This window comes from Nocardioides sp. BP30, from assembly GCF_029873215.1.
Lineage (GTDB): Bacteria > Actinomycetota > Actinomycetes > Propionibacteriales > Nocardioidaceae > Nocardioides.
In genome coordinates this window covers 3,214,338-3,229,594 of record NZ_CP123620.1, presented here as the reverse complement: position 1 = coordinate 3,229,594, position 15,257 = coordinate 3,214,338, and the positions used below count along the sequence as shown (strand labels likewise).

19 protein-coding genes are annotated in these 15,257 nt (G+C 71.7%); 12 read left to right on the top strand and 7 right to left on the bottom strand.

What is annotated here, in order from left to right; translation table 11 throughout:
* Window positions 1-9: 9 nt before the first annotated feature.
* Window positions 10-2,487 (bottom strand): sigma-70 family RNA polymerase sigma factor, encoded by a 2,478-nt coding sequence (locus tag P5P86_RS15250; RefSeq protein ID WP_280608299.1) that lies wholly within the window; start codon window positions 2,485-2,487, stop codon window positions 10-12.
* 234 nt (window positions 2,488-2,721) lie between these two features.
* Here P5P86_RS15250 and P5P86_RS15245 point away from each other — a divergent pair, with 234 nt between their 5' ends.
* The 6 genes from P5P86_RS15245 (at window position 2,722) to P5P86_RS20110 (ending at window position 6,134) form a co-directional block, all read left to right on the top strand.
* Window positions 2,722-3,444, top strand: a complete 723-nt coding sequence (locus tag P5P86_RS15245; protein ID WP_280608298.1) for a hypothetical protein — start codon at window positions 2,722-2,724, stop codon at window positions 3,442-3,444.
* Window positions 3,445-3,539: 95 nt separating this feature from the next.
* Window positions 3,540-4,280 carry an SOS response-associated peptidase gene (locus P5P86_RS15240; protein ID WP_280608297.1) on the top strand — a complete coding sequence of 247 codons (741 nt, stop codon included), beginning with the start codon at window positions 3,540-3,542 and terminating at the stop codon, window positions 4,278-4,280.
* Window positions 4,277-4,924, top strand: coding sequence for an alpha/beta hydrolase family protein (locus P5P86_RS15235; protein ID WP_280608296.1), 648 nt, complete (start codon window positions 4,277-4,279; stop codon window positions 4,922-4,924). Before P5P86_RS15240 ends, P5P86_RS15235 begins: the two co-directional genes overlap by 4 nt.
* A gap of 28 nt (window positions 4,925-4,952) precedes the next feature.
* Entirely contained in the window at window positions 4,953-5,693 is a 741-nt protein-coding gene (locus P5P86_RS15230; protein WP_280608295.1) for a sigma-70 family RNA polymerase sigma factor, read from the top strand.
* The gene (rsrA, locus tag P5P86_RS15225) at window positions 5,690-5,971 is read left to right on the top strand and encodes a mycothiol system anti-sigma-R factor (RefSeq protein WP_280608294.1); all 282 of its coding nucleotides are present in this window, start codon (window positions 5,690-5,692) and stop codon (window positions 5,969-5,971) included. The genes P5P86_RS15230 and rsrA overlap by 4 nt, the downstream gene beginning before the upstream one ends.
* Window positions 5,972-6,059: 88 nt before the next feature.
* On the top strand, window positions 6,060-6,134 hold the full coding sequence (locus P5P86_RS20110; RefSeq protein WP_369759046.1) for a 50S ribosomal protein bL37: 75 nt from the start codon (window positions 6,060-6,062) through the stop codon (window positions 6,132-6,134).
* 123 nt (window positions 6,135-6,257) lie between these two features.
* Here P5P86_RS20110 and P5P86_RS15220 read toward each other — a convergent pair whose 3' ends face one another.
* Window positions 6,258-7,076, bottom strand: a complete 819-nt coding sequence (locus P5P86_RS15220; protein ID WP_280608293.1) for a DUF2785 domain-containing protein — start codon at window positions 7,074-7,076, stop codon at window positions 6,258-6,260.
* 33 nt (window positions 7,077-7,109) lie between these two features.
* Here P5P86_RS15220 and P5P86_RS15215 point away from each other — a divergent pair, with 33 nt between their 5' ends.
* Complete coding sequence (locus P5P86_RS15215; protein WP_280608292.1) at window positions 7,110-8,600, top strand: sensor histidine kinase; 1,491 nt, start codon at window positions 7,110-7,112, stop codon at window positions 8,598-8,600.
* A 23-nt stretch (window positions 8,601-8,623) separates the two neighbouring features.
* Here P5P86_RS15215 and P5P86_RS15210 read toward each other — a convergent pair whose 3' ends face one another.
* Window positions 8,624-8,878 (bottom strand): WhiB family transcriptional regulator, encoded by a 255-nt coding sequence (locus P5P86_RS15210; RefSeq protein WP_280608291.1) that lies wholly within the window; start codon window positions 8,876-8,878, stop codon window positions 8,624-8,626.
* 185 nt (window positions 8,879-9,063) lie between these two features.
* On the opposite strand from P5P86_RS15210, the gene P5P86_RS15205 reads away from it, so the two are divergent.
* Window positions 9,064-9,423, top strand: a complete 360-nt coding sequence (locus P5P86_RS15205) for a hypothetical protein (RefSeq protein WP_280608290.1) — start codon at window positions 9,064-9,066, stop codon at window positions 9,421-9,423.
* Window positions 9,424-9,445: 22 nt separating this feature from the next.
* Here P5P86_RS15205 and P5P86_RS15200 read toward each other — a convergent pair whose 3' ends face one another.
* The 4 genes from P5P86_RS15200 to sodN all read right to left on the bottom strand — a co-directional run bounded on the left by P5P86_RS15200 (window position 9,446) and on the right by sodN (window position 11,640).
* Window positions 9,446-10,261: an RNA polymerase sigma factor SigF gene (locus P5P86_RS15200; RefSeq protein WP_280608289.1), complete on the bottom strand. Its 816-nt coding sequence runs from the start codon at window positions 10,259-10,261 to the stop codon at window positions 9,446-9,448.
* A 1-nt stretch (window position 10,262) separates the two neighbouring features.
* Window positions 10,263-10,661 (bottom strand): ATP-binding protein, encoded by a 399-nt coding sequence (locus tag P5P86_RS15195; RefSeq protein WP_280608288.1) that lies wholly within the window; start codon window positions 10,659-10,661, stop codon window positions 10,263-10,265.
* A 53-nt stretch (window positions 10,662-10,714) separates the two neighbouring features.
* On the bottom strand, window positions 10,715-11,065 hold the full coding sequence (locus tag P5P86_RS15190; RefSeq protein ID WP_280608287.1) for a hypothetical protein: 351 nt from the start codon (window positions 11,063-11,065) through the stop codon (window positions 10,715-10,717).
* Between the two features lie 185 nt (window positions 11,066-11,250).
* Window positions 11,251-11,640 (bottom strand): superoxide dismutase, Ni, encoded by a 390-nt coding sequence (gene sodN, locus P5P86_RS15185; RefSeq protein ID WP_280608286.1) that lies wholly within the window; start codon window positions 11,638-11,640, stop codon window positions 11,251-11,253.
* 151 nt (window positions 11,641-11,791) lie between these two features.
* On the opposite strand from sodN, the gene P5P86_RS15180 reads away from it, so the two are divergent.
* From P5P86_RS15180 to P5P86_RS15165, 4 genes are all read left to right on the top strand, one after another.
* On the top strand, window positions 11,792-12,097 hold the full coding sequence (locus P5P86_RS15180; protein WP_280611271.1) for a S24/S26 family peptidase: 306 nt from the start codon (window positions 11,792-11,794) through the stop codon (window positions 12,095-12,097).
* Between the two features lie 179 nt (window positions 12,098-12,276).
* Window positions 12,277-13,452, top strand: coding sequence for an NAD(P)-dependent malic enzyme (locus P5P86_RS15175; protein ID WP_280608285.1), 1,176 nt, complete (start codon window positions 12,277-12,279; stop codon window positions 13,450-13,452).
* A gap of 146 nt (window positions 13,453-13,598) precedes the next feature.
* The gene (locus P5P86_RS15170) at window positions 13,599-14,567 is read left to right on the top strand and encodes a zinc-binding dehydrogenase (RefSeq protein WP_280608284.1); all 969 of its coding nucleotides are present in this window, start codon (window positions 13,599-13,601) and stop codon (window positions 14,565-14,567) included.
* Complete coding sequence (locus tag P5P86_RS15165; RefSeq protein WP_280608283.1) at window positions 14,564-15,238, top strand: SDR family oxidoreductase; 675 nt, start codon at window positions 14,564-14,566, stop codon at window positions 15,236-15,238. Before P5P86_RS15170 ends, P5P86_RS15165 begins: the two co-directional genes overlap by 4 nt.
* Window positions 15,239-15,257 lie beyond the last annotated feature (19 nt).

Genomic DNA, 15,257 nt, shown 5'->3' with positions numbered 1-15,257 from the left:
GGTATGCGCTCACTGGCCCAACGGGGTGCTCGCGGTGCGGTGGAAGGTGTTGTTCCCGGGATCGTCGTCGGTGAAGTCGTCCGGCGTGAGCGAGGCGTCCACGCTCCACCCCTCGGCCACGTCGAAGTCGAGGTGCAGCATCTCGCCGTCACCGGTCACGCTGCAGGTCAGGTCGAGGCTGCCGAGCGGCGCGGCGGGCAGGGTGCAGCCGGCGAGGTCGCCGCCGAGGGAGTGGGCCTCCCCGGGCGCCCATCCGGCGATGCCGGCGATGTGCAGGTGCAGGGTGGCGGAGCGCCCGTCGGGGATGCCGTCGGCCACCAGCCGGATGTGTTCGTAGCCTGCGACCCCCGCCGTCAGGTGGGAGAGCGTGAGGTCGGAGACGGGTGGCTGCACGATGACGGTGACGGTGGCGGCCTGTGTCCCGCCCCGGCCGTCGGAGACGGCGTAGACGAACGAGTCGTGGCCGAAGAATCCGCTCGCCGGTAGGTAGGTGGCGGTGCCGTCGGCGGCCACGGTGAGAGAGCCGTGGGCCGGCTGGGTCCGGGTCGCGAACGTCAGGTGGTCGCCGTCCGCGTCGCTGGCGAGCTCGCCCAGGTGGAGGGTGAGCGGCTCGCCGAAGGCGATGGTCTCGGTGGTCGAGGCGACCTGCGGCACACGGTCGGGCAGCCGACCGATTGTCACGGTGACGGAGGCCGTCGCGGTGCCGCCGTGGCCGTCGGCGACGGTGTAGCCGAAAGAGTCCGCTCCGGTGTAGCCGGCCGCAGGGGAGTAGCGGACCACGCCACCGGAGACTGTCGCGGTGCCGTGCGCAGGTGTGGTGACGCGCTTGACGCGCAGTGGGTCGCCGTTCTCGTCGCGGTCGTTGGCCAGGACGTCGAGACGCGTCGCCGTACCGCGCTGCCAGGTGCCGGGGATGCGGAGCACGTCGGCCTGCGCGACCGGCGCTGCGTCGGGGGTGGTCACCTGGACCGAGCCGGAGACGGTGCGGCCGTGCGCGTCGGCGAGCACGTACGCGATCGTGTCGGTGCCGCGCCAGCCGGTGTCGGGCGTGTAGGTGACGGAGGTGGCGGGGCCGGTGCTCCCGGCGACGCCTCGGGACACCAGCCGCGCCAGCGGCCGGTCCGAGACACCGTCGCGGTCGATCGCCACGGTGCCGTGCGCACGCCGCACGACCCGGGCCGACTGCACCCGGAGCGGATCGCCGTCGGGAGCGACGGCCCCCTTGGTGAGCCTGATCGTCACCGGCGTCCGGGCCGCGGGTGCCCGGACGGGGGACAGCGGCGTACGGATGACGGGGTGCGACGGTCCTGATGACGCCGACGACGAGGAGGCGAACGGGCCGTGGGCTGCAGGGGCACTCGCCGGCGGTGTCGTCGCGGGGGCCGTCGCCGAAGGGTTCGACGACGCCCGTCCGGTGGGCCTGGGCGGCCGCGCCGCGCCGGGGGAGGCGCCTGCCTGCGGCGTCGGCGGTGCGGTGCTCGGCGCGTCGGCGGACGGCTGGGTGCGCGCGTCGGAGAGAGGCGCTGGCCCGCTCTGGGCGAGCGCGACGGCCGCGACCACCGCCGCGGCGGCGACGGCACCGGTGGCGCCGGCCGCGATCCGCCCCGCTGGGTGGTGGACCACCCAGTCCCGGGTCCGGTCGAGGAACACCGGCAGGCCGCCCTTGGCGGCTCCGACAGCGCCGAGGTGGGCGAGATAGCCGGCACCGGCCGACCCGAGCAGCATCGGTGCGAGAACGGCCCCGAGGTCGTTGTTGACCTCGGCCAGCTCGAGGTAGATGGCGTTGCACTCCCGGCACGTGGCCAGGTGGTCCTCCACCTTGGCGGCGTCGCGGCGCGAGACGCCACCGCGCAGGTACCCGCCGAGCTGCGCCCGGATCACCGCGCAGTCGTCCTCGATCGCCTCCTGTGCATGCATCGAGATGAACGCCTGGCGCAGGCCCTCGCGCGCCCGGTAGGCCAACGCGGAGACCGAGTTGGCGCTGATCCCCAGCAGCGGCGCGACCTCGGCGGGCTTCTGACCCTCCACCTCGGTGTGCCACAGCACCTGCTGCCAGCGCTCGGGCAGCGAGGCGAAGGCCCTGGCCGCGGCGGCGTTGTCGAAGCCCGTCACGGCCGTGTCCTCGAACGGCACCCCCGGGTCGTACGCCGCGAGGTCGTCGGTCGTGGTGAGTCGCGCGCCCGCACGCAGGCGGTCGACGTGCAACCGGCGCAGTGAGGTCAACAGGTAGGCGCGGAACGCCAGGTCGGGGCCGCCGCCGCGCTGGAGGACAGCGAGCACCTTGGCGAACGCATCCGAGACGAGGTCGTCCACGTCGCCGGCCGAGACCAGCTGGCGGGCCAGCCGACGTGCCGAGTCGACGTGGCGCTCGAAGAGCGTGCCGTAGGCCTCGAGATCGCCGCCGCGCACGGCGGAGATCAGCTCGGCATCACCGGGCTCGTCAAGCGGAGGCAGCTCGTCCGGCTGGCTCGGATGCGCATCACTCACGAGAAGGTAGACGCACGACTTCGCGAATCATGACGCCGGATAGACCACTTTCATGTCCCCGTTCTCCCGTCGGTTCCGGGGGCCGGGTCGCGACCAGGGGTGGCCGCCGTACCTTTCGTCGCAGAAAGTACGGCAACCCGGCGTCATGATCCGGCCTGTGATGCGTCTCATCGTCGCACGAGGCGGTTGAGATCGTGTCTGGAACGGACGAGAGAGGGCATCGTGGGGCTATTCGTGCGCGCGCGCAGTTCCACCGGCCTCCGGCAAGACGGTGCGGAGCTGACCGAGGAGATGCGGGCGCTGCTGGCCCCGCACTTCGAGGCGGTAGGGGAGGCACTGGCCGCCGGCATCTCGTCCGTCGACGCGTGCTGGGTGGTGGGCAGGACGCTTGCGGAGCTCGGGTCCTCCCTCGGTGAGGGTCTGGAGGGACTGCGTGCCACCACCCAGCTCGTGGCCAGGCGCGACCCGCTCTTCGAGGAGTCCCAAGCACTCTCGCTCACCTGGAGCGACGCGACGCTGTCCTACCTGCACGGCCTCTCCTGCGCCGACCCGCTGACCGGGCTCTCGACGCATGCGCATCTGCGGGAGCGGATCGCCGAGCTCTATCGCGACGCGGTCCTGAGCGAACGCGACACGCACGGCAGCGCCGGTCCGGACGTGAGCAACGGCCACGCCCTGGTCGTCGCCGACGCGGGCGGAGCGCTCGACCCGATCTCGGCGGCCCACCGGCTCTCCCTGCTCGGCCAGGTCGCCCGCTCGGTCTTCGCCGGCGAGACCATCGCTCAGGTCGGGCACGGCAAGGTGGTCGTGCTCGCCCCGCGCCGCGAGGCGCTTCCCGGACGCGTGGCGCTGCTGCGTCGGATGGTCTCGGCGCAGGCGCAGCGGGTCTGGGTGGAGGGCCTACCCTCGACCGACGCCGCGGCGGTCAGCCTGCTCGACGAGCTCGCCCGAGCCTGATCGCCGGCGGACCCAGCCCGGTCCGGGCTCAGCCGGGTCCGCAGGCCGCCCCGTCGCAACCGCCGGCGCGTCCCGGCGCCCACTAGTCTGGCCGCATGTGCGGCCGCTACGCGTCGAGTCGGGACGTGGACGATCTCGTCGAGGAGTTCGACGTCGCCGAGACCCACCTCGCGGAGCGCCTGCCCGCGTCGTACAACGTCGCACCCACCGACGAGGTGTACGCCGTGCTGGAGCGGCCGGCGCGGGAGGAACGGCCGCAGCAACGCCAGCTGCGCACCCTGCGGTGGGGACTGGTGCCGTCGTGGGCGAAGGACCCCGGCATCGGCTCGCGGATGATCAACGCGCGGATGGAGACAGTGGCCGACAAGCCCGCCTTCCGCAAGGCGTTCGCCTCCCGCCGTTGCCTGCTGCCCGCCGACGGCTACTTCGAGTGGTACGCGACCTCCCGCACCGACGCCAAGGGGAAGCCGCGCAAGCAGCCCTTCTTCATCCGCCCCCGCGACGGCGGCGTGCTCGCGATGGCGGGGCTCTACGAGATCTGGCGCGATCGCACGCTCGCCGACGACGACCCGGCCGCCTGGCGCTGGACCTGCACCGTCATCACGACCACCGCCGAGGACGACCTGGGCCGTATCCACGACCGGATGCCGCTCATGGTCGCGCAGGAGCGCTGGGGAGCCTGGCTCGACCCGTTGCACCCGGCCGCCGTCGATCTCCTGCAGCCCGCCCTGCCCGGCCTCCTCGAGGCCTACCCGGTGAGCAGTCTGGTCAGCAACGTACGCAACAACGGTCCCGAGCTCGTCGAACCGCTGCCGCTGGAGGAGTCCCTGCTGTGAGCACCCAGATGATCGCCACGCCGTACGGTGAGGGGCGCCTGGAGGCCAGGCGAGCGCGCTCGACCATCGCGACCGTGCTGCTCAGCCATGGCGCGGGCAACGGGATCGAGACGCACGATCTCCAGGCGCTGGCCTCGGCGTTGCCCGCCGAGGGATTCACCGTGCTGCTCTTCGAGCAGCCGTGGCGGGTCGCCGGGCGGCGGGTCGCCTCGCCGCCCGCCAGCCTCGACGCCGCCCTGACCGCCGCCGTCGACCACCTGCGGCTGCGCACGCCACTCGTGGTCGGCGGGCGCTCGGCCGGTGCGCGATCGGCGGCCCGCACCGCCCGGGGCCTGGGGGCCGCCGGGTGCCTCGCGCTCGCCTTCCCGCTGCACCCCCCGGGCCGGCCCGAGAGGAGCCGAGCCCAGGAGCTGGAGGGTGCCGGCGTGCCGACGCTGGTGATCCAGGGGGAGCGGGACCCGATGGGCGGCCCGGAGGAGTTCCCCGGCGAGCTGGGGTCGATGGACCTCGTCGTCGTACCGGGTGCCGACCACTCCCTGCGGGTGGCCAAGCGCGGACCGGTGAGCCAGGAGGAGGCGGATGCGATCCTGGTGGAGTCGACGCTGGAGTGGCTGGTGCGCGAGGTGGCGGGCGCCCGGGAATGAAGCCACACCGGCGATGCGTTGACTCGACATGATCACCTGCCTCGACCGCCCTTCGGTGACGGACACCGATCCCGGTTCCGGCCGCGTAGTCTTGAGCACGATGAGTGACACCTTCGATGACCTGACCGCCGGGCTCTCGCACGACGAGAGCGCGGCCGACGCGGCTGTGACCGCTGCCCCCGAGACGGACGGGGAGCGTGCGCTGAGGTTCGAGCGCGACGCGCTGCCGTTCCTCGACCAGCTCTACTCCGCCGCGATGCGGATGACGCGCAATCCGGCCGACGCCGAGGACCTGGTGCAGGAGACGTTCGCCAAGGCGTACTCCTCCTTCCACCAGTTCAAGCCGGGCACCAACCTCAAGGCCTGGCTGTACCGGATCCTCACCAACACCTTCATCAACAGCTACCGCAAGAAGCAGCGGGAGCCGCAGCAGTCGATGTCGGAGGACGTGGAGGACTGGCAGCTCGCGCGCGCCGAGTCGCACACCTCGCACGGGCTGAAGTCAGCCGAGACCGAGGCGCTCGAGCACCTACCCGACTCGCAGGTCAAGGATGCGCTGCAGCGGCTGCCCGAGGAGTTCCGGCTGGCCGTCTACCTCGCCGACGTCGAAGGATTCGCCTACAAGGAGATCGCCGAGATCATGGAGACGCCGATCGGCACCGTGATGTCACGCCTACACCGCGGTCGGCGCCAGCTGCGCGACCTGCTGTCCGACTATGCGCAGAAGAACGACCTGGCCTCGGCCGGGCGCGACGGGGGAGCGTCATGAGCCAGGACCACGTCCACGACGTCGAGATCTCGGCAGCGGAGTGCGCCGACTACCTCGAGCAGATCGTCTACTTCATCGACAACGAGCTCGACGAGGCGGACTGCTCGGCGGTGCGCGAGCACCTCGACTCCTGCAACCCGTGCCTGGCGAAGTACGACCTGCAGCGCACGGTGAAGCAGGTCGTGGCGCGCTCGTGCTCGGAGACGGCACCCGGCGAGCTGCGCGCGAAGATCATGCTGCGGCTGCAGCAGGTCCGCGTGGAGATCACCGAGCGGTGACCTCGCGCCCCAGATTCGCCCTCCCGGGTCGAGTTTGAGAGACTGGCCCCTGCCCTTCGTGGGCGACGTATCGATCCAGGAGGACACCATGGGCAAGACCGGCCGCAAGCGCCGCGCTCGCAAGAAGAAGGGCGCGAACCACGGCAAGCGCCCCAACGCCTGAGCGCAACTCAAGCACACGAGCCCCCGGCCTTCCGGCCAGGGGCTCGCTGCATTTCGCCGAGGCGTCACCCATCGCGGGTCGAGTGGCCACGATGCGACCAGACGAACCGGCGCCTGCCCGGGATCAGCGGCGGCGCAGGTCGGCGTTGCGGCGGCGGAGCACCTCCACCAGGGTGAGCAGCAGGTCGGCCCGCACCTCGGGCGGGTGCGGGCCGAGCGCGAGCTGGAGGTAGAGCGCGCGCAGGAACGCCTCGGCGTTGCCGGCGTCCGGCGCCGGGACGGCGGTCGAGGCGCCGATCCGAGCGACCCACGGCTCGACCACGGTGAGCGGCACGAGGTCGCGCCGCAGCACGGCCATGGTGGCGCGCGCGAGCCGATCCGGCTCACCCTGCCCGTACGCCGCGGCGACCGGCGCCAGCACCCGGTCGGCCACCACGTCCAGGATCACGGTGAGCTCGGGCGTGGCCACGTGCGGGGAGGACGCCAGCGTGGCCAGGGCGTCGGCACCGTGTGCCACGGCATGGGCCCAGCCCTTGCCCACCACGAACCCGCGCAGGTCACGCTCGCGCAGCAGCCAGGTGGCGACCCGATCGCCCCACTCGAGCACCTTGCCACCGGGGACGAGCGGGCGTTCGTTGTCGCGCGCGATGCAGGCACCGAGCACCAGGGCCGAGTAGCTGCGACGGAAGACGCTGTCGGAGTCGGCGTCGCCCAGGCCGACCACGAGGCCCGCGGCCATGCCGTCGCCGAGCCCGGAGAGGAGGTCGTCGTACACCCCCTGCGCGATCCAGGTGGACAGGGCCGGATGGGCCAACGCCTCCCGGATCTCGGGATCGGGGTCGCCGAGCATGCGGGTGAGCTCGGCGGTGAGCTCGTCGAGTGGGCGGTCGGAGGGCACACTCAGCCCCGTCTCGCGCACGGCTTCCCAATATGACCCGGACATGGGCCCATTGTTTCAGACATCTATCGTGGCGCCGTGCCCTCGTTGCCCGAGCTCGCCCGCAGCCACACGGATCTGGATGCCGACGACGTCAGCTGGCTGCAGCTGCTCATGGCGGATTGGCAGATCGTCGCCGACCTGTCCTTCGCCGACCTCGTGCTGTGGCTGCCGGACCGCGAGGGCAAGGGCCTGTGGGCGGCGGGACAGATGCGTCCGACGACCGGCCCCACCGCGTACGTCGACGACGTCGTGGGCACCTTCCTGCCCACCGGCCGCCGCCCGGTGCTCGACGAGGCGCTGACCCAGGGCCGGCTCGTGCGGGAGGGCGACCCGGAGTGGCGCGACGACGTACCCGTCCGGGTCGAGACCATCCCGGTGCGCCGCCAGCAGCGCGTCATCGCCGTGGTCAGCCGCAACACCAACCTGCTCGGCGTCCGCACCCCCAGCCGGCTGGAGCTGACCTATCTCCAGACCGCCGCCGACCTGACCCAGATGATCGCCGGCGGCCAGTTCCCCTCGGCCGGGCAGCGCAGCGACCACGCCGACACGCCGCGGGTGGGGGACGGGTTCCTGCGGGTTGATGCCGAGGGGGTCGTCGACTACGCCAGCCCGAACGCACTCTCGGTCTACCGCCGGCTCGGCCTGTCCGGGGACCTGACCGGCAGCTCGCTGGCCGAGCTGACCCGGCAGCTGGTGCCGCCCCGCGACCGGCCGGACGAGGAGACGCTGAGCGCCGTGCTGGGCGGCAGGGCCTATCGCGACACCGAGATCGAGTCGCAGGGGGTCTCCCTGATCGTGCGCGCGATCCCGCTACGGCCCCAGGAACGTCACATCGGCGCCCTGGTGCTCGTCCGTGACGTCACCGACCTTCGTCGACGGGACCGGGAGCTGGTCACCAAGGACGCCACCATCCGCGAGATCCACCACCGGGTGAAGAACAACCTGCAGACAGTGGCAGCGCTCCTGCGCCTGCAGGCACGGCGGATCGGCGAGCCCAGCGCGAAGGCGGCCCTCGACGAGGCCGTGCGCCGCGTCGGCTCCATCGCGCTGGTCCACGAGACCCTCAGCCAGCAGGCCGTCGAGGAGCGGGTCGACTTCGACGAGATCGCCGACCGGCTCGGCACGATGGTCAGCGAGGTCTCGGCGGTCGGCACTCCGGTGCGCGTGCACCGCGACGGGTCCTTCGGGTCGCTGCCCAGCGAGATGGCCACCGCCTTGGCGATGGTGGTCACCGAGCTCCTCCAGAACGCCGTGGAGCATGGCTACGGCGGTGGCGGCAGCATGCCGGAGGGTGGCATCGGCCGGATCGAGGTCCGCGTCAGCCGGCCGCAGGGCAGACTGCGGATCACCGTCGAGGACCAGGGCCACGGGTTGCCCCACGACTTCGACCTGGAGCGCTCCACCAACCTCGGACTCTCGATCGTCAAGACGCTGGTCGAGTCGGAGCTCAAGGGCACCCTGCGCCTCGCGCCGCGTGCCGGCGGACCGGGCGCGAGCGCTGCCATCGACGTACCGCTGGAGGAGTGAGCGCGACCGGGTGATGGAAGCGGTCAGGCGGTGGAGCGGACCCGCGAGCGGGCGTTGCGCCGCTTGAGGGCGCGTCGCTCGTCCTCCGACAGGCCACCCCAGACCCCGTGGTCCTGACCAGCCTCGAGCGCCCACTGCAGACACTGCTCGCGTACGTCGCAGCGTCGGCAGACGGCCTTGGCCTCCTCGATCTGAAGAATCGCGGGGCCGGTGTTCCCGATGGGGAAGAACAGCTCCGGGTCCTCGTCGAGGCAAGCCGAACGGTGGCGCCAATCCATGGCCGGGGGATCCCTACTTCCTACAACGTCTCGATGGGCACGATCCGTGCCGAACCTGCGCGCGGGCGTAGTTGTGTGAACGCCTTCACACGCGCAGACCCAAGGATTCCAACTATTGGAGCGTTAAACAAGGCCTGCAGGGGTGGGATTCCTCACCGCGATCGCCCGACTCGTAGGCTGGCGCGGTGCCCCGCCCCGTCTTCCTGACTGTAGCCGCTGCCCTCGTCGCACTCCAGGGCGTCGTCCTGGCCGTGTGGGCGGTGCTCGTCCTGGTGAACGTGTCGACGATGTCGGTCACCACAGCGATCTTCTTCCTGGCCTACGCCGCCGCCCTCGGGGTGTGCGCCGTGGGCCTGTGGCGGCTGCGCTCGTGGTCGCGCGCCCCGATCGTGCTGACGCAGCTGATCACGCTGGGGCTCGCGTGGGACTCGCGACATTCCAACGTCGCTGTCGCGATCGTGCTCGGCGTCGTCGCACTCGTCACGCTGGCATGCGTGCTGCACCCGGCCAGCCTCGAGGCGCTCTCCGTCGACGAGGTGCACTGAGCCCGTCCGGCTCCGAGGCGGATCAGTCCTGGTCGAGCGCTGTCCGCAGGTGCAGCAGGGTGCGGTTGAGCAGCCGGGAGACGTGCATCTGCGAGATGCCGACCTCCTCGGCGATCTGCGACTGCGTCATGTTGCGGAAGAAGCGCAACATGAGGATCTTCTTCTCACGGGCGTCCAGCGCGTCCAGGAGCGGCTTGATCGACTCGCGGATCTCGACATGCTCCAGGTGCTCGTCCTCGGCACCGATCGCGTCGAGCATCGTCGCCGAACCGCCGTCCTCGCCGTCCTCCCCGGCGTCGAGCGAGAGCGTGGTGTAGGCGTTGCCCGACTCCAGTCCCTCGACGATCTCCTCGACGGTGCAGCCGATCCGCTCGGCCAGCTCGCGCGGAGTCGGCGAGCGGCCCAGTGACTGGGTGAGCTCGCCGCTGATGCTGCCGATCTGGAGGCGCAGCTCCTGCAGGCGGCGCGGCACCCGGATCGCCCAGCCCTTGTCACGGAAGTGCCGCTTGATCTCCCCGATGACCGTGGGCGTGGCGTACGTCGAGAACTCCACGCCCCGTTCGGCATCGAAGCGGTCGACCGCCTTGAGCAGGCCGATGGTGCCCACCTGGACGAGGTCCTCGTGTGGTTCCCCGCGGTTGCGGAAGCGACGCGCGCAATGCTCGACCAGCGGCAGGTGCAGGCCGATCAGCTGGTCGCGGGCCTCCTGCTGCTCGGCCACCGAGCCACCACCGTGCAGGACCGTGAAGAGCTCGGCGCTGCGGCGCCGGGTCTCCTCGACGGCCGCATTGCGGGGGACGTCGGCGATGTCGTCGTCCCGAGACGAGTCGGTGGACATCTCAGACGCCGGTCTCCAGCGGCGCGGCGCTGAGCAGCAGGGTGATGGCGAACGTGCCCTCGGTGCTGGTGACCGAGGCCTCGGTGGCCAGCGTGGTGAGGACCTGCCAGGCGAAGTCCTCCTCGGCGGCGAGCTCCGGCGTGGTGCCCGGCGCGGAGACCCGCAGGGTGATGGCGCGCTGTTCGAGCCAGAACGCGGCCGTCAGGTCGGTGTCGACATCGGCTGCCTCGAGCACGAGGGCGCTGGCCTCGCCCACGGCCATCCGCAGGTCCTCGATGTCGTCGAGGGTGAAGTCGAGGCGCGCCGCCAGGCCGGCGCTGGCGGTGCGGAGCACCGAGACGTAGGCCGAGTCGGCGGGCAGCCGCAGCTCGACGTCGGCGCGACGTGAGGGGTGGGACATGGCGGCCATCCTTCCCTATCGCCGCGGTCGCCACACCTCCCGCGGCGCGATGGTCACTGGGCAGTGCTGAGGCAGCTGGTGACCTTCGTGCCGACGTCGTCCAGTGCCGACTCGTCGGCCTTGGAGCCCTTGTAGTTCTTGTCCCCGTCGACGAAGGCCTGGAGGGTCTTGTTCGACAGCTTCGAGTCGTGCAGCGCGGTGGCGAGGCAGTCGGCCGCCTGGGTGGAGATGGCGCTGGTACTGCCGAGGAGCTCGGCCGCCTTGCCGCTCTGCAGGGACTTCGAGATCTCGGCGGTGGTGGGCCGGTCGTTCGAGGAGCTGCCGCTGCCGCAGGCGCTCAGGGTGACGGTCAGGGTGGCGGGCAGGACCAGGGCGGCGAGAACGCCGCGTGCTCGGATACTCACACCCGCCAGCCTGCCCCGCAGCTTCCTTGACGAAACCTGGCGATCGGACGGACGTGCGCGGGGAGCGCCGGACCCGGAACGAACTCGACGCCGCTCTCGGCCCACTGGGTCCCGGTGGGACTCCGTGCGGGCTCGAGGCGGCGTCGAGTGAGAGGTTGTCCAGGTCGGCGACCCGGGACAGGCGCTCAGGCCTTCTTGGTCTCCCAGAAGATCTCGGCGATCTCGTCGATCTTCGCGAGCAGCTGGTCGGCGACCTCGCCGTCGAGGGTGCCCTTGGTGCCGGAGGCGCCGGCCAGCTTGGTGGCCTCGTTGAAGAGGGTGTGCAGCTGGGGGTACTTCTCGAAGTGCGGGGCCTTGAAGTAGTCGGTCCACAGCACCCACAGGTGGTGCTTGACCAGCTCGGAGCGCTGCTCCTTGATGATCACCGCGCGGGTGCGGAAGTCGGGGTCGTCGCTGTCGGCGACCTTGGCGATGATGGCCTTGATCGACTCGGCCTCGATGCGGGCCTGGGCCGGGTCGTAGACGCCACACGGCAGGTCGCAGTGGGCCGAGACCTCGAGCGTGGGGGCGAACATGCGCGCAAACATGCGGGTCCTCTTTCGTCGTCGAACGGATCGTCCTGACTGCGACACTACTCGCGTGTCGCAGCGCTCTCCACGGGTACCCACTCCTCGACCCGCCCGACCCGCCCGACCGGCCCGACCGGGCCGTGCCGCCCGTCCGGCTCTGGGCCTGGCCAGGGTGGTCGGAGCCTCGATGCAGCCCACCCTGCGTGCCGGCGACCTCCTGCTGGTCTCCTACCGGCGGCCGCCGGCGGTCGGCGGGCTCGTCGTCGCTCGCTTCGCCGACGGCACGATCGCCGTCAAGCGGGCCGCCGAGGAGCGCCAGACCCGCACCGGCGAGCCGGGCTGGTGGCTGCTCAGCGACAACGCCGCGGAGGGGGTCGACTCGCGTCACCGTGGGGTGGTCGGGCACGCCGAGGTCATCGCCGTACCGCTGGCCCGGTTGTGGCCGCGGCCACGGCTGCTCTGACCACCGCCGGAGCGAGACCGGATGTGACGTAGGCCATCGCGGGACGGTGCTGCAGCGGTCGGCACGGCTGTGCCAGACTGACGCGGACCGGGGGCGACCCTCTCGGCAGCGACTGTTCCGCGCTCGACCCTTCGCGCGACGCCTTTCCGCCCGCCCGAGATTCGAGAAGCTGCGCTCCCATGACTGATACCCGACCCTTCGCCGGCGACCCCGTCTTCGACCTGCACGTCGGCGGCAAGATGGCGATCGTCGCCACCGCCTCCGTCAACGACCGCGAGGCGCTGTCCAAGGCCTACACCCCGGGCGTGGCCCGGGTCTGCACCGCGATCGCCGAGGCCCCCGAGCTGGCCGAGACCTACACCTGGATCCCCAACACCGTCGCTGTCGTCACCGACGGCACCGCCGTGCTGGGCCTGGGGGACATCGGTCCCACGGCGGCGATGCCGGTGATGGAGGGCAAGGCGGTGCTGTTCAAGGAGTTCGGCGGCGTCGACGCCATCCCGATCTGCCTGGACACCACCGACGTGGACGAGATCGTCGCCACGGTCGCCGCGATGGCACCGAGCTTCGGCGGCATCAACCTGGAGGACATCTCCGCGCCGCGCTGCTTCGAGATCGAGGACCGGCTCAAGGAGCGCCTCGACATCCCGGTCTTCCACGACGACCAGCACGGCACCGCCGTCGTGACCCTGGCGGCGCTGGAGAACGCGCTGAGGCTGACCGGGCGCTCGCCGGGGTCGACCCGGGTGGTGATCTCGGGCGCGGGGGCCGCGGGGGTGGCGGTCGCCAAGATCCTGTTGGAGTACGGCGTGCAGGATCTCGCCGTACTCGACCGCAAGGGCGTGCTGCACGGCTCACGCGAGGACCTCACGCCCTCGAAGCGCGCGCTGGCGGCGCTGACGGCCGACCGGACCGGTCGCCGCGGCGACCTGGCGGCCGTGATGGCCGGTGCCGACGTCTACATCGGCGTCTCCGGCGGTTCGGTGGAGCCCGCGATCGTCGCCTCGATGGCCTCCGACGCGATCATCTTCGCGATGGCAAACCCCGACCCCGAGATCCACCCCGACCTGGCCCACCAGCACGCGCGGGTGGTCGCCACGGGGCGCTCGGACTTCCCCAACCAGATCAACAACGTGCTGGCGTTCCCCGGCATCTTCCGCGGCGCCTTCGACGCGCGGGCGAGCGCGATCACCGAGGGCATGAAGCTGGCCGCGGCGCGGGCGCTTGCCGACCTGGTTGGCGACGCGCTGACGGAGGACTACATCATCCCGGCACCGTTCGACCCCCGGGTCGGGCCGGCGGTCGCGGCGGCTGTCGCCGATGCGGCGCGCCGCGACGGTGTCGCCCGTCGTTGAGCCGAGACGTCACCTTCTGCGCGTCGAGACGTCACCTTTCGCGGGTCGACTGGTCAGGTCTCGCGGGTGGGGTGACCACTCGACCCGCCGTACCTGACCTCTCGACCCGCCGTTTGTGACCTTTCGACCTTGTTAGGTTGGTGAGCATGTTCGCCGTCTACGCCGAGAAGATCAGCCGTGAGGACCCGCTGAGCGGCCTGGTGGTGGGGGAGCGCCCCGATCCGGTCGCCCCCGACGGCTGGACGACCGTGACGGTCAAGGCCGCCAGCCTCAACCATCACGACCTGTGGTCGCTCAAGGGCCAGGGGCTGAAGCAGGACCGGCTGCCGATGATCCTGGGCTGCGACGCCGCCGGGATCGACGCCGACGGCCGTCCGGTGGTGGTGCACGCCGTCATCAGCGACCCCGACTGGGTCGGCGACGAGACGCTCGATCCCCGGCGGTCGCTGCTCTCCGAGCTGCACCAGGGCACCTTCGCCGCGAAGGTGGTGGTGCCGCGGCGCAACGCCATCGCGCTGCCGGAGGGCTACTCCTTCGAGGAGGCGGCCTGCCTGCCGACGGCGTGGTTGACCGCCTATCGGATGCTCTTCACCCAAGGCGGCCTCAAGGCCGGCGACTCGGTGCTCGTGCAGGGTGCCGGTGGCGGCGTCGCCACGGCGCTGATCACGCTGGCGCGCGCCGCCGGGCTGCGGGTCTGGGCGACCTCGCGCGACGAGGCCAAGCGCGCCCGCGCCCTCGAGATCGGCGCGCACGAGGTGTTCGCCTCCGGCGAACGGCTGCCGGCGAAGGTGGACGCGGTCATGGAGACGGTCGGCCGGGCGACCTGGGAGCACTCGATCCGCTCGCTGCGACCGGGCGGTGCGCTGGTGATCAGCGGTACGACGTCGGGCCCCGACGTCGACAACGCGATGCTCACGCACATCTTCTTCCTGCAGCTGCGGGTCATCGGCTCGACGATGGGCACCAGCACCGAGCTCGCCTCGCTGGTCTCGCTGCTCGATGCGACAGGCACCAAGCCGCTGATCGACCGGGTGCTGCCGATGGAACGGGCGCGCGAGGGCTTCGAGGCGATCGCCTCGGGCGACGTGTTCGGCAAGATCGTGCTCACCCGATGACCGGTCCATCGAACCATCTGGTCACCGGCGCCGGCTCCGGCATCGGACGGGTCGTCGCCGAGCGCCTGCTCGCGCGCGGCGATCGGGTGTGGGCGGTGGTCCGCACCCGCGGTCGCGCCCCGGAGGGCTGCGTCGAGGTGCTGGCCGATCTCGCCGACGCGCAGACGCTCGAAGCGATCGGCGAGGCGGAGCGATGGCCCGAGAGTCTCGACAGTGCCGTGCACGCTGCCGGCGTCGTGGAGCTCGGCCCCGTCGCCGAGCTGAGCGCCTCCGCCTGGCAGGACCAGTTGGCCGTCAACCTGGTCGCCCCGGCCCTGCTGACCCGTGCGCTGCTTCCGCGGCTGCGCGCGGCGCGGGGCACGGTCGTGCTCGTCAACAGCGGGTCCGGCCTGCGCGCCAACCCCGCGTGGGCGGCGTACGCGGCCTCGAAGTTCGGCCTGCGCGCCCTCGCCGACGCCCTGCGCGAGGAGGAGCCGCTGATCCGGGTCACCTCGGTCTTCCCGGGCCGGACCGCGACGGCGATGCAGGAGAAGGTGCACGCCCAGGAGGGCAAGGAGTACGACGAGGGCAGGTGGATCAGGCCCGAGACCGTCGCTGACGCCGTCCTCGGCGCGATCGAACTGCCGCGGGACGCGACGGTGCCGGAGATCTCGATCCGCCCCGGAAACTGACGCTTCGACCCGCGGAAAC

What these genes read in the sequence shown, in the direction of transcription:
- rsrA (WP_280608294.1), top strand. Translation starts at nt 5,690, where the DNA reads ATGAGCCAGGACCACGTCCACGACGTCGAGATCTCGGCAGCGGAGTGC.
- P5P86_RS15210 (WP_280608291.1), bottom strand. Translation starts at nt 8,878, where the DNA reads ATGGATTGGCGCCACCGTTCGGCTTGCCTCGACGAGGACCCGGAGCTG.
- P5P86_RS15165 (WP_280608283.1), top strand. Translation starts at nt 14,564, where the DNA reads ATGACCGGTCCATCGAACCATCTGGTCACCGGCGCCGGCTCCGGCATC.
- P5P86_RS15195 (WP_280608288.1), bottom strand. Translation starts at nt 10,661, where the DNA reads ATGTCCCACCCCTCACGTCGCGCCGACGTCGAGCTGCGGCTGCCCGCC.
- sodN (WP_280608286.1), bottom strand. Translation starts at nt 11,640, where the DNA reads ATGTTCGCCCCCACGCTCGAGGTCTCGGCCCACTGCGACCTGCCGTGT.
- P5P86_RS15230 (WP_280608295.1), top strand. Translation starts at nt 4,953, where the DNA reads ATGATCACCTGCCTCGACCGCCCTTCGGTGACGGACACCGATCCCGGT.
- P5P86_RS15240 (WP_280608297.1), top strand. Translation starts at nt 3,540, where the DNA reads ATGTGCGGCCGCTACGCGTCGAGTCGGGACGTGGACGATCTCGTCGAG.
- P5P86_RS15170 (WP_280608284.1), top strand. Translation starts at nt 13,599, where the DNA reads ATGTTCGCCGTCTACGCCGAGAAGATCAGCCGTGAGGACCCGCTGAGC.
- P5P86_RS15220 (WP_280608293.1), bottom strand. Translation starts at nt 7,076, where the DNA reads ATGTCCGGGTCATATTGGGAAGCCGTGCGCGAGACGGGGCTGAGTGTG.
- P5P86_RS15200 (WP_280608289.1), bottom strand. Translation starts at nt 10,261, where the DNA reads ATGTCCACCGACTCGTCTCGGGACGACGACATCGCCGACGTCCCCCGC.
- P5P86_RS15175 (WP_280608285.1), top strand. Translation starts at nt 12,277, where the DNA reads ATGACTGATACCCGACCCTTCGCCGGCGACCCCGTCTTCGACCTGCAC.